This is a genomic window from Massilia endophytica (genome assembly GCF_021165955.1).
GTDB classification, from domain to species: Bacteria; Pseudomonadota; Gammaproteobacteria; order Burkholderiales; family Burkholderiaceae_D; genus Rugamonas; species Rugamonas endophytica.
In genome coordinates, this window is record NZ_CP088952.1 from 4,618,990 (window position 1) to 4,640,288 (window position 21,299).

At 65.0% G+C, this 21,299-nt stretch carries 16 protein-coding genes; 5 read left to right on the forward strand and 11 right to left on the reverse strand.

Annotated features, from left to right (window positions below):
- Positions 1-28 precede the first annotated feature (28 nt).
- The 3 genes from LSQ66_RS21140 to LSQ66_RS21150 all read right to left on the reverse strand — a co-directional run bounded on the left by LSQ66_RS21140 (position 29) and on the right by LSQ66_RS21150 (position 4,950).
- Positions 29-2,044: a M13 family metallopeptidase gene (locus LSQ66_RS21140; protein ID WP_231767135.1), complete on the reverse strand. Its 2,016-nt coding sequence runs from the start codon at positions 2,042-2,044 to the stop codon at positions 29-31.
- Between the two features lie 13 nt (positions 2,045-2,057).
- Complete coding sequence (locus tag LSQ66_RS21145) at positions 2,058-4,259, reverse strand: TonB-dependent receptor plug domain-containing protein (RefSeq protein WP_231767136.1); 2,202 nt, start codon at positions 4,257-4,259, stop codon at positions 2,058-2,060.
- 145 nt (positions 4,260-4,404) lie between these two features.
- Positions 4,405-4,950, reverse strand: coding sequence for a hypothetical protein (locus LSQ66_RS21150; protein WP_231767137.1), 546 nt, complete (start codon positions 4,948-4,950; stop codon positions 4,405-4,407).
- Between the two features lie 298 nt (positions 4,951-5,248).
- On the opposite strand from LSQ66_RS21150, the gene LSQ66_RS21155 reads away from it, so the two are divergent.
- The 3 genes from LSQ66_RS21155 to ybaL all read left to right on the forward strand — a co-directional run bounded on the left by LSQ66_RS21155 (position 5,249) and on the right by ybaL (position 9,696).
- Positions 5,249-6,676: a S41 family peptidase gene (locus LSQ66_RS21155; RefSeq protein ID WP_231767138.1), complete on the forward strand. Its 1,428-nt coding sequence runs from the start codon at positions 5,249-5,251 to the stop codon at positions 6,674-6,676.
- 115 nt (positions 6,677-6,791) lie between these two features.
- Positions 6,792-7,913: a beta-ketoacyl-ACP synthase III gene (locus tag LSQ66_RS21160; RefSeq protein ID WP_231767139.1), complete on the forward strand. Its 1,122-nt coding sequence runs from the start codon at positions 6,792-6,794 to the stop codon at positions 7,911-7,913.
- A gap of 79 nt (positions 7,914-7,992) precedes the next feature.
- On the forward strand, positions 7,993-9,696 hold the full coding sequence (gene ybaL / locus LSQ66_RS21165) for a YbaL family putative K(+) efflux transporter (protein ID WP_231767140.1): 1,704 nt from the start codon (positions 7,993-7,995) through the stop codon (positions 9,694-9,696).
- Between the two features lie 13 nt (positions 9,697-9,709).
- Here the strand turns inward: ybaL and LSQ66_RS21170 are convergent, their stop codons facing one another.
- Positions 9,710-11,737 carry an NADPH-dependent 2,4-dienoyl-CoA reductase gene (locus LSQ66_RS21170; protein WP_231767141.1) on the reverse strand — a complete coding sequence of 676 codons (2,028 nt, stop codon included), beginning with the start codon at positions 11,735-11,737 and terminating at the stop codon, positions 9,710-9,712.
- A gap of 87 nt (positions 11,738-11,824) precedes the next feature.
- On the opposite strand from LSQ66_RS21170, the gene LSQ66_RS21175 reads away from it, so the two are divergent.
- Positions 11,825-12,439 (forward strand): SRPBCC family protein, encoded by a 615-nt coding sequence (locus LSQ66_RS21175; protein ID WP_231767142.1) that lies wholly within the window; start codon positions 11,825-11,827, stop codon positions 12,437-12,439.
- Between the two features lie 3 nt (positions 12,440-12,442).
- On the opposite strand, the gene LSQ66_RS21180 is transcribed toward LSQ66_RS21175, so the two are convergent.
- The 7 genes from LSQ66_RS21180 to LSQ66_RS21210 form a co-directional block, all read right to left on the reverse strand.
- Positions 12,443-12,895, reverse strand: a complete 453-nt coding sequence (locus LSQ66_RS21180) for a hypothetical protein (protein WP_231767143.1) — start codon at positions 12,893-12,895, stop codon at positions 12,443-12,445.
- A 3-nt stretch (positions 12,896-12,898) separates the two neighbouring features.
- Positions 12,899-13,351: a DUF2721 domain-containing protein gene (locus LSQ66_RS21185; protein WP_231767144.1), complete on the reverse strand. Its 453-nt coding sequence runs from the start codon at positions 13,349-13,351 to the stop codon at positions 12,899-12,901.
- A 52-nt stretch (positions 13,352-13,403) separates the two neighbouring features.
- Positions 13,404-14,360, reverse strand: coding sequence for a prolyl aminopeptidase (pip, locus tag LSQ66_RS21190; RefSeq protein WP_231767145.1), 957 nt, complete (start codon positions 14,358-14,360; stop codon positions 13,404-13,406).
- A gap of 38 nt (positions 14,361-14,398) precedes the next feature.
- Positions 14,399-15,697, reverse strand: coding sequence for an amino acid deaminase (locus LSQ66_RS21195; protein ID WP_231767146.1), 1,299 nt, complete (start codon positions 15,695-15,697; stop codon positions 14,399-14,401).
- A gap of 86 nt (positions 15,698-15,783) precedes the next feature.
- The gene (phbB, locus tag LSQ66_RS21200) at positions 15,784-16,524 is read right to left on the reverse strand and encodes an acetoacetyl-CoA reductase (RefSeq protein WP_231767147.1); all 741 of its coding nucleotides are present in this window, start codon (positions 16,522-16,524) and stop codon (positions 15,784-15,786) included.
- Between the two features lie 49 nt (positions 16,525-16,573).
- On the reverse strand, positions 16,574-17,752 hold the full coding sequence (locus LSQ66_RS21205) for an acetyl-CoA C-acetyltransferase (protein WP_231767148.1): 1,179 nt from the start codon (positions 17,750-17,752) through the stop codon (positions 16,574-16,576).
- Between the two features lie 187 nt (positions 17,753-17,939).
- Complete coding sequence (locus LSQ66_RS21210; RefSeq protein ID WP_231767149.1) at positions 17,940-18,848, reverse strand: LysR family transcriptional regulator; 909 nt, start codon at positions 18,846-18,848, stop codon at positions 17,940-17,942.
- 112 nt (positions 18,849-18,960) lie between these two features.
- Here LSQ66_RS21210 and metE point away from each other — a divergent pair, with 112 nt between their 5' ends.
- Positions 18,961-21,258 (forward strand): 5-methyltetrahydropteroyltriglutamate--homocysteine S-methyltransferase, encoded by a 2,298-nt coding sequence (gene metE / locus LSQ66_RS21215; protein WP_231767150.1) that lies wholly within the window; start codon positions 18,961-18,963, stop codon positions 21,256-21,258.
- The last annotated feature ends 41 nt before the right edge of the window (positions 21,259-21,299 follow it).

The window sequence follows — 21,299 nt, forward strand, 5'->3', positions numbered from 1 at the left end:
TAGCCGGGCGCCCTACTCTAGCACATCGTTACCAGATGATTACCCGGTCTTCAGGCTTGAGATACAGCTTGTCGCCTTCCTTCACGCCGAAGGCTTCGTAGAAGCCCGGCTGGTTCACCACCGTGCCGTTGGCACGGAACTGGCCCGGCGAGTGCGGGTCCGTTTTCACCTGCTGCAGCTGCGCTTCCGGACGCATCTTCGTGCGCCACACCTGGCCGAAGCCCATGTAGAAGCGCTGCTCGCCGGTGAGCTTGTCGATGACCGGCGCAGGCTGGCCGTTCAGCGAAATCTTGTAGGCCTTGTAGGCGATGGCAAGGCCGGAATTGTCGGCGATGTTCTCGCCCAGGGTCAGCTTGCCGTTCACGTAGTAGCCGGGCAGCGGGCTGTAGCCGTCATACTGCTTGACCAGCGCATCCGCCTTGGCCTTGAAGTTGGCGCGGTCGGCGTCCGTCCACCAGTTGCGCAGGTTGCCGTCGCCATCGGACTGGCTGCCCGAATCGTCGAAGCCGTGGCTGATCTCGTGGCCGATCACGGCGCCAATGGCGCCGTAGTTCACCGCGTCGTCCGCGCGCGCGTCGAAGAACGGCGGCTGCAGGATGGCGGCCGGGAACACGATTTCGTTCGCAGTTGGGCGGTAGTAGGCGTTCACAGTCTGCGGCGTCATGCCCCATTCCGTACGGTCGATTGGCCTGCCCAGCTTGTTGATGTTGCGGTTGTAGTTGAAATTGGCCGCGCGGTGCACATTGCCCATCAGGTCACCGGCGCTGAACTGCAGCGCTGTGTAGTCGCGCCACTTGTCCGGATAGCCGATCTTCGGCGTGAACTTGGCCAGTTTGGCCTGCGCCTGCTCCTTGGTCTCTGGGCTCATCCAGTCCAGGGAATCGATGCTCTGCTTGTAGGCCGCGAGCAGGTTCTGCACCAGCTTCTGCATGCGCTCCTTGCGGTCGGCCGGGAAGTGCCTGGCCACATACAGCTTGCCCAGGCCTTCGCCGATGGAAGCCTCCACCAGCTGCACGCCGCGCTTCCAGCGCGGGGGCTGCTTCTGCACACCAGCCAGCACCTGGTCGTAGAAGGCGAAGTGCGCTTCGGCGAAAGGCTTGGACAGGTATGGCGAGGCGTCGCGCAGCAGCTGCCAGCTGAAGTAGGCCTTCCAGGTGGCCAGGTCCGTATCCTGCGCGATCTTGTCGAAGCCCGCCAGGTAGCTGGGCTGCATCACGATCACGTAATCGGTCTTGGTGGCCACGCCTGCTTCGGACAGGGCCTGCTTCCAGTCGTAGTTCGGGGCGATATCGCCCATTTTCGCAATCGGCGTCTTGTTATAGCGTTTGACGGGGTCGCGGTTCTCCACGCGCGTCCACTGCACTTCCGCCAGCTTCGTTTCCAGCGCCACGATGGCCTTGGCCTGGGCCGCGCCATCCTTGAAGCCAGCCAGCTCCAGGATCTTCGCCACGTGCAGCTCATACTTGGCGAGGGCGTCCGCCATCTTGGCGTCGTCCTTCTTCAGGTAGTAGTCGCGGTCCGGCAGACCGAGGCCGCCCTGGCTCATGTAGGCGGCGTACTTCGTCGACTCGCGCGCGTCCTGCGACACGCCGATCGAGTACGGCACTGGCACGCCGATGCGGTTCAGATGCGCGATCATGCCCGGCAGGGCCTTCTTGTCCTTCATCGCACGGATGCGGCCCAGCTCACCGGACAGCGGCTTCACGCCCTGCGTTTCCAGCCTGGCTTCGTCCATGAAACTCGCATACAGCGCCGCGATCTTCTTCTCCTCCACATTCAGGTCCTTGCGGGCCTGCAGGCCTTCGATGATGCTGCGCAGCTGCGCCAGCGCATCGTCGCGCAGCTGGTTGAAGGAGCCCCAGCGCGACTGGTCCGCCGGAATCTCGGTCGATTCCAGCCATTTACCATTCAGGTGGGTGAAGAAGTCGTCCTGCGGACGCACCTTCGCGTCGATGTACTGCGTATCGACGCCGGAGATGGCCGGCGTATCGGCCGCGTGGGCAAACGCTGCGGCCAGGCTGAGAGCGAGCAGGGTGTATTTCATGCTGTCCTTACGATCAGAATTTGGTTTCGAGGCGCAGGCTCCACACCGTGAACGTCGGATTCAGGGTATCGGCGCGCGCCGCCAGGCCATTAGCGTATACGAGGTTGCTTCCTATTGCATCTTCAGCAAGCACATTGTTGGCAGAAAGCCGCAGTTGGGTGCGTCCGTCGAATTTCCACAGGGCGTACCAGTCCAGCGCGCGCTTGCGGCCCACCTCCACCGTCTGGGTCAGGCTCGATTGCACGCGGATCGCGGGCGTCCAGTTGTAGCTGCCGCCCAGGGTCAGGGGAGCGGCCTTCAGGCGGTAGTCCAGGCCAAGGTTTGCGGTCTGCTTCGCCTGCTGGTCGAGGCGGTTGTCCGGACCCGGAATGCCATCCACTTTTGACCGGAAGCGGCTGTAATTGCTGCGTATATCCATGTCCGGCGCGTCGGTCATGAACTCGGTGAGCTTGAACTTCGCTTCCAGTTCGATGCCCGCCGTGCGCGCATGGCCGATATTGCCCGGCGTGGATACCCAGCGCGGGCCAAGTTCGGTGTTGCGCAGGGTGAGCTCGCGGCGGATCAGGTTATCGATGTCGCGCACGAAGCCGCCCGCGCTGAGAATGCCGCTCCGGCCGATGTAGTGCTCATAGGCGAAGTCCAGTCCCGTGGCCAGCTCCGGCTTCAGGTCCGGATTGCCGGTGCGGTCCGGGCGGGTGGCGCTGTTCAGGCGCGACAGCGCGGGCAGCGCGATCAGGTCCTGCACGTTCGGCGACTTGTAGCTCTTCGTGAGGCTGGCGCGCACCTGGTCTTTTTCGTGACCGGGAATGCGCCAGACACCGTGCAGCAGGGGGCTGAACACCTTGCTGGTGTTCTCGATCTCGCCTGCGCTTCGCTTGCTGGAGGTGCGTATGCCTTCCCAGCGCGCGCCGAGGTACACGCCGAACTGCGGCGTGATATCCCATTCGTCCTGGGCGAAGACGGCGGCGCGCCGGGTGTCGGCTGTGAGGTTGTCGCCGGAATCCGCAAACTGCGCCTTGCCTTCCTTGTCCAGCTCCACTTTCGTCTGTTCCCGGCGGCTCGCCTCCAGTTCCCAGCCTGCGGCCAGCAGATGCCCCTGGCCGAGGGGGCGGGTGTATTTGCCGCCGGTGTTGACGCCGCGGTCGCGCGTGGAATCGGTATCGGTGAAACGCTCCAGCAGCGTGCCTGCGCTGTCGTACTGATTGCGCAGCGACTCCGAGTTGCGGCGGCCGATGCCGCCGCCGAACTTCACATCCAGCTTCGCGTTGCCGTCCATGCGGTGCAGCCAGTTGCCGAAGCCGCGCAGGAAGCTCATGCTGCTGTGCGATTGCTGGTCCGCGAAGTTGTACTCCGGCGCCATCTGGCCCACGGGCTGCACCAGGGTGCTGTCCGAGCCGCTGTCGCTGCGGTTCGCCATCAGGAAGGGCTGCAGGTTCAGCGTGTCGCCGTTCTCGAACTTGTAGGTGAAGCGGGGCGTCAGGTGCAGGCCCTTGGTGATGCCGGAGCTCCGGTCGCTCACCTCCTGCTCCTTGACCACCGTGCCGTCGTCCAGGGTGTCGACGTTATGCGTTTCACCCCGGTCGTGCTGGCGGTTCTGCATGATGCTGCCGGACAGGCTGTAACTCAGCTTGCCGGATTTTCCGGGAACCGTCAGCGACACATTCGGCGAATGGCGGCCCTGCTCGATGGAATCCGACAGCTTGAGCTGCTTGTCGCGCTGCACATAGCCTTCGCGCAGCACCACGTTGATGGTGCCCGCAATGGCGCGCGTGCTGTGCTCCGCCACCGGGCCGCGCATCACCTCGATGCGCTCCACCTGGTCCGGCGAAAGCGACTCCATGGAGAATCCCGCCGGCGGACGCTCGCCGTTCAGCAGCACCTGCGTGTAGCCGCTGCCCAGGCCGCGCATGCGCACGTCGCCGCCCCTGCCGGGACGCCCGCCTATCGTCACGCCCGGCAGGCGCTTGAGTACATCGCCGATATTGCTGTCGCCATTGCGGTCCAGCTCTTCACGGCCGTAGATCTGTTTCGCGGCGGTGGAAGTGCGGCGCTCCTCCATCTCGGTCTGGCGTCCGCCGGTGATGGTGACCTGCTGGACCGGCTTGCCGTCCTTGCCGAGTACCGGCGTTTGCGGGTTCTCGGAGGGCGCGGTCTGCGCGCCGGCGGCGCCGGATGCCAGCATGGCGGCACAGGCGAGGGGTATCAGTTTGCTCATGAAAGGTTCAGGTCGGGGGTCCGTGCGGCGGGCTGGCGCGGGCTGGCCGGACACGATTGCCGCGATGACATTCTAGACGCCCGGAACGACGCTGAGTTCACGCCGGGCAGCGTTTTTACTTTTCGATACTTTTTGATACAGCGCCTCAGTTCCGGCCAGGTCCGCCTCCGCCCATGCCGCCCGCGCCGCCATGGCCGCCGCGATGGCCGCCCGCGCGCCCCTCCCCGCCTTCCGGACGTGGAGCGGCTGGACGCATGGGGCCCTCCACCCGCTGCAGCTGCTCGACAAGGAAGACCGCCACCGCGCGGCGCTGGGATTCGTCCAGCGCGTCGTTCACGGTGAGCCACCATTCGCGCAGCTGCTTTTCCTCGGCCGCCGTCGCCGCCTGTTCCGCTTCCATTGCTCCGTTCAGGTCGCGCAGCTCCACGTCCTTGCCTTCCAGCGCCTGTTTGCTCGCGGCCTGAAGGCGCTCACGCCGCGACTGCCTTTCCCTGAGCAGGGTGCGCGTCCTGCTCTCGGTCTGGGCCCAGAGCGTGGACTGGTTGGCATTGAGCTTGAGGGAGGCCTTCAGGTCCGGCGCCATCGGCAGCAGGTCCTCCGCGCGCATCTCCATCAGGGGCGTGGCGCCGGCCGAGAAAGCGGCGAACAGGGCGAGGACAAATGCTGTCTTCTTGAAAAGTTTGAATTCCATGCATGCTCCGGGCAAAAAAAAGCCAGCGCGGGCGCGCTGGCGAAAACCACTTCAGGGTAGAGAGAAATACAAACCCAGTGTAGGACGCGGCTGGCACGACTTCCCGGACTCTTACAATTGCTTACCGACGTAAAGCTGCCTATACATTGCGCCCGAAACGCGCAACATTGTCGGGTCAACATTCTGCTTTGTGTAAATCGGTGTTGTATTACGCAAAGGCTGCCTCGCTTGCTGAGAATCAGGTTTATACTCGGCTTACGGCCGTCGCGTGAACCGCCGTAATCTCGGAAGGTGACTCATGGGCAAGAAACTGAAAAGTACCGGGCTGGTGGGCCTGGGAGTCGTAGCGGGGGTTGCCATCTCCCTGCAATTTTCTGCGATGGCACAGCGTCCGGCCGAGCCCGGACTGCCCCTGGAGGAACTGCGCCAGCTGGCCGACGTCTACGGCCTGATCAAATCCGACTACGTGGAGCGGGTCGAGGACAAGAAGCTGCTGACCGAAGCCATCTCCGGCATGGTCGCCTCGCTCGATCCCCATTCCGCCTATCTGGACAAGCAGGCCTACGCCGAGCTGCGCGAAGGCTCGCAGGGCAAGTTCGTGGGCCTGGGCGTGGAGATCGGCCAGAGCGAGGACGGCTACATCAAGATCGTGGCGCCCATCGAAGATACCCCGGCCTGGCGCGCGGGCATCAAGCCGGGCGACCTGATTACGCGCCTGGACACCACCTCGCTCAAGGGCCTCTCGCTGGACGAATCCATCAAGCGCATGCGCGGCGAGCCGAACACCAAAGTCACCCTGACGGTGCTGCGCAAGGACGAGGCGCAGCCTCTCACCTTCACCCTGACGCGCCAGGAGATCCACCAGAAGAGCGTGAAGGCGAAGATCGTGGAGCCGGGCTACGCCTGGCTGCGCGTGGCCCAGTTCCAGGAGCCCACCGTGGACGACTTGGCCGCACGCATCATGGACCTCTACCGCCAGGATCCGAACCTCAAGGGCATGGTGCTCGACCTGCGCAACGATCCGGGCGGCGTGCTGCAAGGCGCCATCGGCGTGGCGGCGGCCTTCCTGCCCAAGGATGCGCCCATCGTGTCCACCAACGGGCAGCTGCCGGACTCGAAGCAGATCTATTACGGCCGCGCGGAGTACTACTCCCTGCGCGGCGATACCGACGCGCTGGCCCGCCTGCCGGAAGCGGTGAAGCGCATTCCGCTCGCCGTGCTCGTGAATACCGGCTCGGCCTCCGCGTCCGAGATCGTTGCGGGCGCGCTGCAGGACTACCGCCGCGCCACCATCATCGGCAGCCAGACTTTCGGCAAGGGTTCGGTGCAGACCATCCGCCAGCTCACGGCCGACACGGCCCTGAAGCTGACGACCGCGCGCTATTACACCCCGCACGGCCGCTCCATCCAGGCCAAGGGCATCACTCCCGACCTGCTGGTGGACGAAACGCCGGATGGCGACGGCATCAACGGCCTGCGCATGCGCGAAGCCGACCTGGAAAAGCACCTGGCCAACGACCGCGAAGCCGAAGGCGAGAAGAGCAAGCGCGACGAACTCGAAGAGAAGATCCGCATCCTCTCGATGGAGAAGAACCGCAAGCCGCTGGAATACGGCGGCACGGACGACTTCCAGCTCACGCAGGCGCTGAACCATCTCAAGGGCCTGCCGGTGCAGCTTTCGAAGGGCGAATCGAAGTTCGCTGCGGCCGTCCCGGCCAGCAAATAAGCCGCTCCGCAGGGGAAAGGCGCCGCCGTTTTAGGCGCTGTCCTCTATGTTTTTTGCATGGCTGCATGCGGTAGAATCTGCCCACAACCGCCTCCACCGAACAAGAAAGCCAAGCATGAAACAAGCCGTCATCAGCGGTACTGGGCTCTTTACGCCACCGAACTCCATCTCGAACGACGAGCTGGTTGCCTGTTTCAACACCTATGTCGAGCAATACAACGCCGAGCACGCGGACGCCATTGCGGCGGGCACGGTGACGGCGCTCGAACCGTCCAGCTCCGCCTTCATCGAAAAGGCCTCCGGCATCAAGTCCCGCCACGTGATGGAGAAGGAAGGCATTCTCGACCCCAAACGCATGGTGCCGCGCATACCTGAACGGGCGGACGACGAACTCTCGCTGCAGGCGGAGATCTGCGTGAAGGCTGCCCAGCAGGCGCTCGACCGCGCGGGCCGCAGCCCGGCCGATATCGACATGGTGCTGGTGGCCTGCTCCAACATGCAGCGCGCCTACCCCGCCATGGCAGTGGAGGTCCAGCAGGCGCTGGGCATCGAAGGCTACGGCTTCGACATGAATGTGGCCTGTTCCTCGGCCACCTTCGGCATCCAGACCGCGGTGGCGGCGGTGCAGACGGGCCAGGCGCGCGCCGTGCTGGTGCTGAATCCAGAAATCACCAGCGGGCACCTGAACTGGCGCGACCGCGACAGCCACTTCATTTTCGGCGACGCCTGCACGGCCATCGTCATCGAAGCGGCGGAAGGCGCGGTATCGAAGCACCAGTTCCTGATCCTCGATACGAAACTGAAGACCAGCTTCTCCAACAATATCCGCAACAATTACGGCTTCATGAACCGCTTCGACGAGAGCGGCGTGGGCAAGCCGGACAAGCTGTTCCGCCAGCAGGGCCGGAAGGTGTTCAAGGACGTGTGCCCGATGGCGGCGGAGATGATCAAGAACTCCATCGCCAGCGCTGGACTGGAGGTCGAACAGGTGAGCCGCTACTGGCTGCACCAGGCGAACCTCAACATGAACCAGCTGATCGCTCGCCTGATCCTGGGCCGCGATGCCGAGCCGTCGGAAGCCCCGGTCATTCTGGACAGCTATGCCAACACCTCGTCCGCGGGTTCCATCATCGCCTTCCACAAATACCAGGACGACCTGCCGCAGGGCGCCTACGGCGTGATCTGCTCCTTCGGCGCGGGCTATTCCATCGGCAGCGTCGTCGTACAAAAACGCTGAGCAGGCGCGGGGGCGCTATACTCGATGACGGGCGTCCGGCCGGGCGTCAGCCACCGATGCCGAAAGGAGTCCCGCGCGCATGCCCCATGACGTCAGCCTGATCACCACCATCGCCGCGGCGCTGGGCTTCGGCCTTGTGCTTGGCTTTCTCGCCACCCGCCTCAAGCTGCCAGCCCTGGTGGGCTATCTCGCCGCCGGTATCCTGATTGGCCCCGCCACGCCGGGCTTTGTGGCGGATGCCGCGCTGGCCGGCCAGCTGGCGGAGATCGGCGTCATGCTCATGATGTTCGGCGTCGGCCTGCACTTCTCGCTGGACGACTTGTGGGAAGTGCGCAAGATCGCCCTTCCCGGCGCCGTGCTCCAGATTGCGGCGGCCACCGGCATGGGCATGGCGCTCGCCCACTGGTGGGGCTGGACCATCGGCGGCGGCCTCGTATTCGGGCTGGCGCTCTCCGTGGCCAGCACCGTGGTGCTGCTGCGGGCGCTCGAAGAACGCGGCATTCTCGATTCCTTCAACGGACGCATTGCCGTCGGCTGGCTGGTGGTGGAGGACCTGGTCACGGTGATCGTGCTCGTGCTCCTGCCGCCGCTGGCGGGTTCGCTGGGCGGCGAAACCACGGGCGCGGCAAGCGATGCGGGCCTGCTGCGCACCCTGGCGGTGACCCTCGGACAGGTAGCCGTCTTCGTCGGCTTCATGATGCTTGTCGGCCGCAAGCTTTTCCCGTGGATTCTCTGGCAGGTGGCGCGCACCGGTTCGCGCGAGCTGTTCACGCTGTGCGTGATCGCGGCGGCAGTGGGCATTGCCTACGCCGCCACCAAACTGTTCGGCATCTCCTTCGCGCTCGGCGCCTTCTTCGCGGGCATGGTGCTGCGCGAGTCGGACCTGAGCCATCGCGCGGCCGAAGAATCGCTGCCGCTGCGGGACGCATTTGCGGTGCTCTTCTTCGTTTCCGTCGGCATGCTGTTCGAACCGTCCATCGTGATGAACGAACCACTGCGGCTGCTCGCGGTGGTCGCCATCATCGTCTTCGGAAAATCGCTGGCGGCCTTCCTGCTGGTGGTGGTGCTGCGCTACCCGGCCAAGACGGCGCTGATGGTCTCGGCCAGCCTGGCGCAGATCGGCGAGTTCTCCTTCATCCTTGCGGCGCTGGGCATTTCTCTCAAGCTGATGCCGCACGAGGGACAGAGCCTCATCCTGGCGGGCGCCATCATCTCCATCGCGCTCAATCCACTGGTCTTCGCGGCGACGCGGCCGCTGGAACGCTGGCTGGGCAAGAACAAGCTGCTGGCCGCGAAGTTCGACCGGCCCGCCGACCCGCTGGCCGAGCTGCCGATGACGACAGCGCACAGCAAACTCTCAGGCCAGGTGGTGCTGGTGGGGTATGGCCGTGTGGGCCAGAGGATTGCGAAGACGCTGGCCGAGCGGGGCATCCACTACGTGGTGGCCGAGCAGAACCGCGAGAAAGTGGACCAGCTGCGGCGTGAAGGCGTGGCGGCGGTGGCGGGCAATGCGGGTGAGCCGGCGGTACTGATCCAGGCGCACATTGCACGGGCCCGGATGCTGGTCATCGCCACGCCCGACACCTTCCATGTCCGCTCCATGATCGCCACGGCGCGCGCCCTCAACCCCGGCATCAAAACCGTGGTGCGCACCCACAGCGAAAGCGAGGCCGAGCTGTTGCGCGGCGAACGCGCGGGCCGCATCTTCATCGGCGAACAGGAGCTCGCCAAGGGCATGGCCGACCACATCATCGCCGACTTCAACGCCCCACCCCACAGCTGAGCCCGGGCGGTTGTCAGAGGCTGGCGGCGAGGGTGGCGCCTTCCTTGATGGCGCGCTTGGCATCGAGCTCGGCTGCAAGGGAGGCGCCGCCGATCTTGTGGAAGCGGGGCCCGCCTGCCGTACCTTCCGGCGGCATGAGCTCGTCCAGGCTGTCCTGGCCCGCGCAGATCACGACGTGGTCCACCGTCAGCAGGCGCTCTTCGCCGCCCACCACAATGTGCAGGCCCTGGTCGTCGATGCGCTTGTAGCTCACGCCTGCGAGCATGACGACGCCGTTCCGCGCCAGCACCGCGCGGTGCACCCAGCCAGACGTTTTGCCCAGCCCCGCGCCGGGCTTGCTGGCCTTGCGCTGCAGGAGGTAGAGCTGGCGCACCGGTTCCGAAGGCACCGGCGGCACCAGGCCGCCGCCCGTCTTGGCGTGCAGGTCGACGCCCCATTCGGCTGTCCAGTGGTCGATGGAGAGGGGCAGCCCGAGCGAAGGATCGTGCAGCAGGTATTCGCCAACGTCGAAGCCGATGCCGCCCGCACCGATGATGGCCACGCGCTTGCCCACGGGCTTCTTGTGCTGCAGGACGTCGATGTAGCTCAGGACCTTGGGGTGGTCGATGCCTTCAATCGCTGGCTTGCGCACCTTGATGCCGGTGGCGACGATGACATCGTCATAGCCTTCCGCCAGCAGCTCTTCGCGCGTGACGCGCCGGTTCAGCTGCTGCTTGACGCCCGTAAGTTCGAGCTTGCGGCTGAAGTAGCGGATGGTCTCGGCAAATTCTTCCTTGCCGGGGATCTGCATGGCGATCTTGAACTGGCCGCCCACCGCGCCGCTCGAATCATAGAGCGTGACGTCGTGGCCCCTCTCGGCCGCCACGGTGGCGGCCGAGAGGCCCGCCGGCCCGGCGCCCACCACGGCGATGCGCCGCTTCGCGGCAGCCGGTTTGTATTCCAGTTCCGTTTCGTGGCAGGCGCGCGGGTTCACGAGGCAGCTGGCGCGCTTGTTGGAGAAGGTATGGTCCAGGCAGGCCTGGTTGCAGCCGATGCAGGTGTTGATTTCGTCCACGCGGCCTTGCGCCGCCTTTTCCACGAAGGCGGCATCTGCGAGGAAGGGCCGTGCCATCGACACCATGTCCGCGTCGCCGCGGCGCAGAATATCCTCCGCTTCGTCCGGCATGTTGATGCGGTTCGATGCCACGACCGGAATCGTGACCTCGCGCCGCAGGCGCCCCGCCACTTCGGCGAAGGCCGCGCGCGGCACGGAGGTCACGATGGTGGGCACCCGTGCTTCGTGCCAGCCGATGCCGGTGTTGAGGATGGTGGCGCCCGCATGCTGCAGGGCCTTCGCCACGGCCACCACTTCTTCCCAGGTATTGCCGCCTTCCACCAGGTCGAGCAGGGAGTGGCGGTACATGATGATGAAGCCGGTCCCCACGGCCTGGCGGATGCGCGACACGATTTCCACCGGCAGCCGCATGCGGTTTTCAATGCTGCCGCCCCAGCGGTCGGTGCGCAGGTTGGTGCGCGCGCACAGGAACTGGTTGAGCAGGTAGCCTTCGCTGCCCATCACTTCGATGCCGTCGTAGCCCGCCTTCTGCGCCAGCTTCGCGCAGCGCACATAGGCGCGGATGGTGGACTCGATGCCGCTCTCGCTGAGCGCGCGCGGCTTGAAGGGCGAGATCGGCGACTTGCGCTCGGAGGCTGACACCACGAAGGGCTGGTAGCCGTAGCGCCCCGCATGCAGGATCTGCATGAGGATCTTGCCGCCTTCCTCATGCACGGCGCGCGTCACCTTGCGGTGGTTGACCACGTCGCCGATGAAGTTCATGGTGCCGCCGAATGGCAGGAGCCATCCCTGGCGGTTGGGAGAGATGCCTCCGGTGACGATCAGCCCCACGCCGCCGCGCGCCCGTTCGCGGTAGAAGGCGGCCAGCTTGCCGTAGTTGTAGAAGCGATCCTCTAATCCCGTGTGCATGGAGCCCATGATGACGCGGTTGCGCAGGGTGGTGAATCCGAGGTCCAGAGGGGCAAGCAGGTGGGGATAGGTCGTCATCTTCTTGTAATAATCGTTCTGTGCGTTGACTAACAGTGGAAGCGCGTTGCGCTTGTATTCTGCCACCAGTTACCTTACGCTGGAAGAATGAAGCGATTTCTGCTGTATTTGCTGTTCGGCCTTGTGGCGCCGGTGTCCGTGCTCGCGCAGGCGCCGCGTGCCGACCTGCCCAAGCTGCAGGTGGACGTGAAGCGCGAAACCCAGGATTCGCTGACCATGTATGTGATCGACGCCAGCGGCGCCGTGCTGGCGCCCCTGCCCGCGGTATGGCGCATCCTCACTGGCTACGACCATATGGAGGAGTTTGTGCCGGACCTGACGTCCTGCCGGGTCCTCTCCCGCAATGGCAATGAGGTCATCATCGAGCAGTTCGGCACGGCGCGCCTGCTCTTCGTATCGAAATCCATCCACCTGATCGTGCGGGCGACCGAGCAGCCCATGTCGTCCATCGACATCTCGCTGGTGTCCGGCGACATGAAGCACTACGAATCGCGCTGGGAGCTGATACCCATGCCGGAAACGGGCGGCACGCGCATTCTCTACAGCGGGAAGATGGCGCCCAACTTCTATGTGCCTGGCCTGCTGGGCACGAATATCATCCGCAGCGATATCGAAAAGATGATGAATGCGGTGCTGGCGCGGCTGGACCGGCCGGCCTCCGCCACCCGCCCCGCCATCGAGCCGCGCCAGGCCCTGAACTGAGCTTCAGGACGGGCGGTAGTCCCTGCCCCGCACTTCCGCGAAGTTCTCCAGGCTGCCGATGCGGATCACTACAGGATTCAGCGATGCGGAGCTCTGCATCGAGCGCCAGGCGAACTGCCATTCCTTTTCCATCGATTCCTGCGTGCCCTTGGTGAAGGCGGCGCCCAGGGCCGCGCGCGTGCCGTATTCGACGGCGCCGTCGATACCTGCCCAGTTGGGCAGGGTGCGCTGTACCGCGCGGTGGATGCGCTCCCCGAACTCCTCGGTGTTGTGGATGACCAGGCAGGCTTCGGCGCCAAAGTGCTCGAACAGGTCCGCGTCCCATACCCGCGAGAAGCTGAGCGTGAGGAAGGAGGCGGCGGGACGCAGCACAAACTGCCCCTGGCTCAGCGCCAGTTCGAGTTCGCTGCGCGGGCCGTAGCGGTGCAGGGTGGGAGGGCGTTTGTAATCGTGCATTGCTTATCCGTTGTCGGTGCGGGGCTGGCGAATGTGGCGGTGGTCGCGCATCCATGAGGAGGCGATGAATATCTCCCGCAGCAGGAAGCCGAAGCTGCCGATCAGGCTGAAGACGCCCGCCACGAACATGCCCGCGATGTATTTGTCGAGGGTGAAGTTGGTGGTATCGCCGATGAACAGCAGCGCAATGACCAGGCAGACGAACAGGCCTGTCGCAGTGGACAGCGTAATGGACCAGTTGATCAGGTGCGAGCGGCGGTACAGCACATCCAGCTCGTTCAGGTAGGTGTCATTGTAGGCGACATCGAGCCGGTCTTCCAGCACGCGCGAGCGGTCGATGATGCGGGCCAGGCGGTTGATCAGCACCGTGAGGTTGGTGCAAACGCCGGTAAGCAGGAAAACCGGCGCGATCGCCAGTTGGATGATATGGCCGATATCGCCGAGCTGTATGTTCATGAATCGTTCTAATAATGTTGGCCCCGGGCCCAAGTGTAGCAGGCCTGCCCGGCTATTCGAAACGGTTCAGGCGCTTGAACTGCTCCGTCGCGGCCACCAGGGCGCGGCTGATGCCCACTTCCATGGCGCCATGGCCCGCATCCGGAATCATTTTCACGATGGAGCCCGGCCAGCGCTTGTGCAGGCGCCATGCCGTGAAGGGCGGGCAGATCACGTCGTAGCGGCCCTGCACGATGACGGCCGGCAGGTGAGCGATGCGGTCCAGGCCGCGCAGCAGCTGCTCCTCCTCGAAAAAGCCAAGATGGGCCATGTAGTGCGCTTCCAGGCGGCCCACGCCGAGGTCCAGGGTGTCCGACGGCAGTTCCTCCGGCTGCGGCAGCAGGAAGACGCGGCGGCCTTCGAAGCGGCTCCACGCGCGCACGGCGGGCCAATGCACCGAAGGGTCTTCGTCCATGATGCGCTTGTAGTAGGCCTGCAGCAGGTCGTTGCGCTCCTCCGGCGGAATCGGCGCCGCGAATTCTTCATGGATCTCGGGATGGAACCACTGCGCCCCGTCCATGAACCAGTCAATCTCCAGCGGCGTGCAAAGGAAGATGCCGCGCAGGACAAAGCCCAGGCAGCGCGAAGGATGGGCTTCGCCGTAGGCCAGCGCCAGCGTCGAACCCCAGGAGCCGCCGAACACCAGCCATTTCTCGATGCCGAAGTGTTCGCGCAGGCGCTCGATGTCTTCGATCAGCAACTGCGTGGTGTTCTGGCGCGTTTCGCCCAGCGGCGTGGACTTTCCGGCGCCGCGCTGGTCGAAAAGGATGACGCGGTAATGCTGCGGGTCGAAGAAGCGGCGGTGCTGCGGCGAGAGGCCTGCGCCCGGGCCGCCATGCAGGAAGATGACCGGAACGCCGTTCGGATTGCCCACTTCTTCCCAGTAGATGGTGTGGATGTCGTCCACCGGCATCATGCCGTGGCGCAGGGGGGTAATCGGCGGGAACAGGTGGTTCAGCGGTTCTGGCATGGCATTCCTCTCGGCGTGAAGCCCAGATTGTAACGGTTTCAGAAGAAGGTATTGACGGCGCCCAGCACCTGGTAACTGTCGTCCACCACCAGCATCAGCGGCCATTTGTCGAAGGTGGTGCAAGGATGCGAGATGCCGCAGCCCACCAGATCGCCCACTTCGATGGAGTAGCCATCGGGCAGGCGCAGATAGCCATGCTGGTCGTTCATCTTCACGATCGCCGCTTCCGCTGGCAGCGCTTCAGGCGCGGCCGCACCGCTGCGCTGCACGAAGAGGGGATGCGGCAGGCCGAGATCGTGCGAGGCGTCGCGCTTGCCCATGGAGAGGATGGCCAGCCCCGGTTCGGGACGGGACAGCACCACGCTCCATACCTCCAGCGCCGGCTGCAGGCCGCCTGCTGGCGCCTCCGGCTCGCGCTCGCTCAGCTCCTTCGTGGCCTGATAGTAGTGGCCGTGGTCGTTGGTCAGGTAGCAGCCGCTGCGCAGCACGGGCAGCACGGGACGCGACAGGCCCTGGATGCCCGCGAAGCCGCGCGCAACGAGATCGAAATGGGAAGAGCCGCCTGCGGAGATGATGATTTGCGGGCCGCCGAACAAGCCCTCGCTGTCCATGGTGTTCAGCAGCTCGCGCATCTGCGCGAGGAACTCGTTGACGCGCACGACGCTGGCTGCGCGGTCGTCGCTCGTGAGCACGCCCTCGTAGCCTTCGATGCCTGCCAGGTGAAGGCCTGGCGCGGCGGCGATGGCGCGCGCCACTTCCAGCACTTCTTCGGGCGTGCGGCAGCCCGCGCGCTTGCCAATTGCACCCTGCTCCACCAGCAGCGGCAAAGGCCTTTGCAGGCCGCTGGCCTGGACCGCCTGCGACAGGCGCGCCACGCCTTCCAGCGAATCTGCGAGGGCGAAGAATTCGAAGTCCGGCTGGTCCTTCATCAGCTGGAGCACGGCGCGGATGTCGGATGGGCCGGCAAGTTCGTTAGCCAGCAGTACGCGCCGGATGCCGAAGCGGGCCGCGATCTGCACCTGCGGGATGGTGGCAAGGGTGATGCCCCACCCGCCGTTGGCAATCTGCGCGGCGAAGAGCTGGGGGCTCATGGTGGTTTTGCCATGCGGCGCAAGGAGCACGTTGAAGTGGGCGCAGAAGCGCTGCATCCAGTTCAGGTTATGCGCCAGTGCGGACTCCTTCAGCAGCGCGACGGGATAGCTGGTATCGCCGCGCAGCACGTTCCAGCCCTGCCTTGCAATATCGGCCTGGCGCAGCGGCGCGGTGAGCGGAAGGCCTTTGACGCCGGGGAGCAGGGTTTGCCCGTCGAGGGCGGGAAGGGATGGGAGCTGGGACATGGCGGAACAGCGCGCGTTGGAAACGGCACACTGTATCAAAAAAAACACCGCCCGGGCGGGCGGTGTTTTGCGGCGGCGAGGCCGGATCAGGACATGTGCTGGCCGCCGTTGATGGCGATGTTCGCACCGGTCACGAAGGCCGCTTCGTCGGAAGCCAGGTAGGCCACCAGGCCTGCCACTTCATCCGGCTTGCCCAGGCGGCCCATCGGGATCTGCGGCAGGATCTTCGAATCCAGCACTTCCTGCGGAATCTCGGTCACCATCTTGGTGCCGATATAGCCTGGCGAAATGGTGTTGACCGTTACGCCCTTGCGCGCCACTTCCAGCGCCAGCGCCTTGGTGAAGCCGTGCACGCCCGCTTTCGCAGCCGAGTAATTGGTCTGCCCGAAGGCGCCCTTCTGGCCGTTCACGGAGGAGATGTTGATGATGCGGCCCCAGCCCCGCTCCACCATGCCATCCGCCACGGGCTTGGTCATGTTGAACACGGAATCCAGGTTGGTGCGCATCACGGCGTCCCAGTTCACCTTGTCCATCTTCTTGAAGGTCATGTCGCGGGTGATGCCGGCGTTATTCACCAGCACATCGACCGGACCGATCTCTTTCATGATGGCGGCCACGCAGGTCTGCGCCGAATCGAAATCCGACACATCGCAGGGATAGGCGCTGAAGTTGTATCCAGCTTCCTTCATCTGCGCCAGCCACGCCTCGGACTTGGTATTGGAGGGGGAGTACGTGGTGACCACCCGGTAGCCCAGCGCAGCCATCTTGATGCAGACCGCTTCGCCCAGACCACCCATACCGCCTGTTACTAATGCTACTCGTGCCATATTGTCTTCCCCTTATTATTGTTGCGTTCTACCGAAAATCGACTGCTGTTTACTCCCGTTCTACTGCCAGTGCCACACCCATGCCGCCGCCGATGCACAGCGAGGCCAGGCCTTTCTTCGCGTCGCGGCGAGCCATCTCGTGCAGCAGGGTCACCAGGATGCGCGCGCCTGAGGCGCCGATCGGGTGGCCGATGGCGATGGCGCCGCCATTGACGTTGATCTTGCTGGTGTCCCAGCCCATTTCGCTGTTCACGGCGCAGGCCTGCGCGGCGAAAGCTTCGTTGATCTCCATGAGGTCCAGCTGCTCGGGAGTCCAGCCAGCCTTCTTCAGGCACAGGCGGCTCGCGGTCACAGGGCCCATGCCCATGAAGGCCGGGTCCAGGCCGGAGGAAGCATAGGCGGCGATGCGCGCCAGCGGCTTCAGGCCCAGCTTCTTCGCCGTGGAAGCGGACATCATCATCACCGCTGCCGCGCCGTCGTTGATGCCCGACGCGTTACCCGCCGTGACGCTGCCCTCTTTCGAGAAGGCGGGACGCAGGCCGCTCAGCGCGTCCAGCGTGGAACCGGCCTTGATGTATTCGTCCGAATCGAAAACGATGCTGCCCTTCTTCTGCGGGATCTCCAGCGGCAGGATCTCGTCCTTGAACTTGCCAGCCTTCTGCGCGGCTTCCGCCTTCTGCTGCGAGGCCAGGGCGAATTCGTCCTGCTGGCTGCGCGAGATCTCGTATTTCTTGGCCACGTTCTCGGCGGTGATGCCCATGTGGTACTGGTTGTACACGTCCCACAGGCCGTCCACGATCATGGAGTCCGTCATCTTGATGTCGCCCATGCGGAAGCCGTCGCGCGAGCCGTTCATCACGTGCGGCGCGGCGCTCATGTTCTCCTGGCCGCCGGCGATGATGATGTCCGCATCGCCGCACTTGATGGCCTGGGCCGCCAGATGGGTCGCTTTCAGGCCGCTGCCGCAGACCTTGTTGATGGTGTAGGCGGGAATGGCGTTGGACAGGCCTGCCTTGATGACTGCCTGGCGCGCCGGGTTCTGGCCCACGCCTGCGGTGAGCACCTGGCCCAGGATGGCTTCATTGATCAGGTTGGGATCGATGCCGGTTTGCGCGATCAGCCCTTTGATCACATGCGCGCCGAGATCGGCCGCGGGGATCTTGGCGAGGCTGCCGCCGAATTTGCCGACCGCGGTGCGGGCCGCGGCAACGATAACTACGTCATCCATGTGAATCTCCGGTGGTTATATCAAAAATACAAAAGCGGTTCCGACCCATTCTAGCGAAGTCCCGAGCCCGGAGCCAGCGCCGCTTCAGCTGAGCAGGCGCAAGGTTTGCCATCTTAAAGTTCGTGGGAGCAACAGCGTTTGAGCTGCGTCAATACCCGGACTATTGTGCAGAAAACTTAACCAACTGTCACGAGAGTAACTTGATACCGTCCAGCGATGCGGCGCACTGCTCGCGTATCACGTTCACGAAGTCCGCCACATAGGCCTTGTGGCGCAGGGGCTCCGGCACGGAAACGAAGAGATCGCTCCACAGGCCCTGCTCCCCGATGGGGCGCGCCATCACATAGTCGTAATCCACATAGTTCTTGATGGCCCAGTTGGGCAGGGCGGCTACGCCCCGGCGGCTCGCCACCAGCTGCAAGATGGCGACCGTGAGCTCCGCCGTGCGGCGCTGGAAATTGATGCCCTTGGGGAGCAGCAGCTCGCGAATGAGGTCGATACGCTCTTCCGGAACGGGATAGGTAATGAGCGTCTCGCCCTCGAAGTCGGCGGCGGCCAGGCGGCGCTGCGCCTGCAGCCGGTGCTTCTGCGCCATCACGCACAGGATCTCGAAGCGGAACAGGGGGAAGGTGGCATAGCCCGCGCGGTAGTCGGAGCCGATGACGAGATCGGCCGCCCCGCTGCGCAGAAGTTCCGCGGGCTCGCTGTGGAATCCCGACACCAGGTCGATCTCCACTTCCGGCCAGCGCTTGCGGAATTCGTCCATCACGGGCATCAGCCAGTCGAAGCAGGTATGGCATTCGAGGGCCACGCGCAGCTGCCCCTGGTCGCCCTGGGAGAGGCGGGCCACATCGCGCTCGGCCTGCTCGATTTCCGGCAGCAGCGCATCCGCGAGCCGCAGCAGGCGCGCACCGGTGGCCGTGAAGCCGATGGGCACGGACTTGCGCTCGAAAAGCGGGCCGCCGTAGCGGTCCTCCAGCAGTTTGATCTGGTGCGACAGGGCGGACTGCGTAAGGTTCAGCAACTGGGCGGCGCGCACGAGGCTGCCGGCTGAGCGCAAGGCAGCGAGAGTGCGCAGGTGGCGAATTTCCAGCATGGTCAGGTTAAATGAATGATTTTCATGTTGATCCGCAAAATCTTTCGTTTTTATTATAGAACGGATTGCTGCACACTCTACTTCACCAATATTTACTGAGCGTGACAGCAACATGAATACCATCCATACCCATATCCCTGGTTATCCCCGTATCGGCGCAGCGCGCGAACTCAAATCCGCCCTGGAGCGCCACTGGAAGGGTGAGCTGACTGAAGCCGAACTGGAAGAAGCAGGCCGCAGCCTGCGCGCCCGCCACTGGGCCGAGCAGCAGGCCGCGGGCCTGGATTACGTTACCGCGGGCGACTTCGCCTTCTACGACCATGTGGCCAACCATATCCAGATGCTGGGCTGCGAACCGGCGCGCTTCGGCTTCGAGCCCGAGTCCACGCCGCTGTCGCGCTACTTCGCCATGGCGCGCGGCGCGGCCCAGTGCAGCTGCGGCCATGCCCACCAGGACGGCGCAGCGCTGGAAATGACCAAATGGTTCGACACCAATTACCACTACCTGGTGCCCGAGTTCTCTGCTGAGACCCGCTTCCACCTCACCAGCGAGCGCCTGTTCGGCGAGGTGGCGGAAGCGCAGGCCCTGGGACACCGCGTGAAGGCGGTGCTGCTTGGCCCCCTCACCTTCCTGTGGCTGGGCAAGGCGCGCGGAGGCTTCGAGCGCATCGAACTGCTGGAACGCCTGCTGCCGGTGTACGGGGCCATTCTCGCGCGGCTGAAATCGGAAGGCGTGGAATGGGTGCAGATCGATGAGCCCATCCTCGGGCTGGACCTGCCGCCGGAATGGCGCAACGCCTTCGAAACCAGCTACTGGCAGCTGAACCAGGCGGGCGCCCAGCTGCTGCTGGCCACCTACTTCTCGCCGCTGGAGGAAAACCTGGGCCTGGCCTGCCGCCTGCCCGTGGCCGGCCTGCATATCGACGGCGTGCGTGCGCCGCAGGAACTGGCCAGCGTGGCGGACTGGCTGCCCGCGCACAAGGTGCTGTCGGTGGGCCTGGTCGACGGCCGCAACGTCTGGCGCACGGACCTCGATGCGGCGCTGGAGCGCCTGGCGCCGGTGCTGGAAAAGCGGCGCGGCGCGCTGTGGCTCTCCACTTCCTGCTCGCTGCTGCACGTGCCCTACAGCCTCGCCGCCGAACAGCGGCTCGACCCCGAAATCCGTTCCTGGCTGGCCTTTGCGTCGGAAAAGCTGGCCGAGCTCCATGCCCTGAAGCTCGCGCTGACCCGGCCTGCGGACGCTGAAGCTGCGCTCGACGCAGCCCGCCAGGCGCTTGCCGCCCGCCGCCGCAGCCCGCGGGTGCACAGCGCCCGCGTCGCGGAACGGCTGGCCGCCCTTCCTGAAGACGCCGACCGCCGCACCTCGCCCTTCGCCCAGCGCCAGCTGGTGCAGCAAAAACGGCTGCAGCTGCCGGTCTTCCCCACCACAACCATCGGCTCCTTCCCGCAGACGCAGGCGATCCGCGGCGCGCGCTCCGCCTGGAAGCGCGGCGAACTCACTGCCGAAGCCTATGCGCAGGCCATGCGCGCCGAGATCGAACACGCCATCCGCCGCCAGGAAGAACTGGAGCTGGACGTGCTGGTGCACGGCGAGGCGGAGCGCAACGACATGGTGGAGTACTTCGGGGAGCAGCTGGAGGGCTTTACCTTCACGGCCAACGGCTGGGTACAGTCTTATGGATCGCGCTGCGTGAAGCCGCCCATCATCTTCGGCGACGTGGCGCGTCCGTCCCCGATGACGGTGGAATGGGCGGCCTATGCCCAAAGCCTGAGCAGCAAGCCGGTGAAAGGCATGCTGACAGGTCCCGTCACCATCCTGCAATGGTCCTTCGTGCGGGACGACCAGCCGCGCGCGGATACCACCCTGCAGATCGCGCTTGCCATCCGCGACGAGGTGCGCGACCTGGAGGCGGCGGGCATCGGCATCATCCAGATCGACGAACCGGCCCTGAGGGAAGGCCTGCCGCTGCGCCGCAGCCGCTGGGACGAATACCTGGCCTGGGCGACCAGGGCTTTCCGCGTGAGCGCCAGCGCCGCGGCGGACAGCACCCAGATCCACACCCATATGTGCTATGCGGAGTTCAACGTCATCCTGCCCCAGATCGCAGCGATGGATGCGGACGTGATCACCATGGAGACCAGCCGCTCCGCGATGGAACTGCTGGATGCCTTCGGCGAGTTCCGCTACCCGAACGAGATTGGCCCGGGCGTCTACGACATCCACTCCCCGCGCGTGCCGTCGCAGGAAGAGATGGCGGCGCTGCTGCGCAAGGCCGCGGCCGTGATTCCCGCCTCGCGCCTCTGGGTCAATCCGGACTGCGGCCTGAAGACGCGGGGCTGGGAGGAGACCGAGCGCGCCCTGCGCAATATGGTGGCCGCAGCGCGCGAGCTGCGGCGCGAAGCGGCGTAAAAGCCAGGTCCCGAAAGGCCGCTGTGGGGCGCCGGACACGC

Bases quoted from the DNA above. Each gene is read 5' to 3' on its own strand.
- pip (WP_231767145.1), bottom strand. From the start codon at position 14,360: ATGCCAGAACCGCTGAACCACCTGTTCCCGCCGATTACCCCCCTGCGC.
- LSQ66_RS21210 (WP_231767149.1), bottom strand. From the start codon at position 18,848: ATGCTGGAAATTCGCCACCTGCGCACTCTCGCTGCCTTGCGCTCAGCC.
- LSQ66_RS21145 (WP_231767136.1), bottom strand. From the start codon at position 4,259: ATGAGCAAACTGATACCCCTCGCCTGTGCCGCCATGCTGGCATCCGGC.
- LSQ66_RS21175 (WP_231767142.1), top strand. From the start codon at position 11,825: ATGAAGCGATTTCTGCTGTATTTGCTGTTCGGCCTTGTGGCGCCGGTG.
- phbB (WP_231767147.1), bottom strand. From the start codon at position 16,524: ATGGCACGAGTAGCATTAGTAACAGGCGGTATGGGTGGTCTGGGCGAA.
- LSQ66_RS21150 (WP_231767137.1), bottom strand. From the start codon at position 4,950: ATGGAATTCAAACTTTTCAAGAAGACAGCATTTGTCCTCGCCCTGTTC.
- LSQ66_RS21155 (WP_231767138.1), top strand. From the start codon at position 5,249: ATGGGCAAGAAACTGAAAAGTACCGGGCTGGTGGGCCTGGGAGTCGTA.
- LSQ66_RS21195 (WP_231767146.1), bottom strand. From the start codon at position 15,697: ATGTCCCAGCTCCCATCCCTTCCCGCCCTCGACGGGCAAACCCTGCTC.
- LSQ66_RS21170 (WP_231767141.1), bottom strand. From the start codon at position 11,737: ATGACGACCTATCCCCACCTGCTTGCCCCTCTGGACCTCGGATTCACC.
- metE (WP_231767150.1), top strand. From the start codon at position 18,961: ATGAATACCATCCATACCCATATCCCTGGTTATCCCCGTATCGGCGCA.
- ybaL (WP_231767140.1), top strand. From the start codon at position 7,993: ATGCCCCATGACGTCAGCCTGATCACCACCATCGCCGCGGCGCTGGGC.
- LSQ66_RS21180 (WP_231767143.1), bottom strand. From the start codon at position 12,895: ATGCACGATTACAAACGCCCTCCCACCCTGCACCGCTACGGCCCGCGC.
- LSQ66_RS21140 (WP_231767135.1), bottom strand. From the start codon at position 2,044: ATGAAATACACCCTGCTCGCTCTCAGCCTGGCCGCAGCGTTTGCCCAC.
- LSQ66_RS21205 (WP_231767148.1), bottom strand. From the start codon at position 17,752: ATGGATGACGTAGTTATCGTTGCCGCGGCCCGCACCGCGGTCGGCAAA.
- LSQ66_RS21160 (WP_231767139.1), top strand. From the start codon at position 6,792: ATGAAACAAGCCGTCATCAGCGGTACTGGGCTCTTTACGCCACCGAAC.
- LSQ66_RS21185 (WP_231767144.1), bottom strand. From the start codon at position 13,351: ATGAACATACAGCTCGGCGATATCGGCCATATCATCCAACTGGCGATC.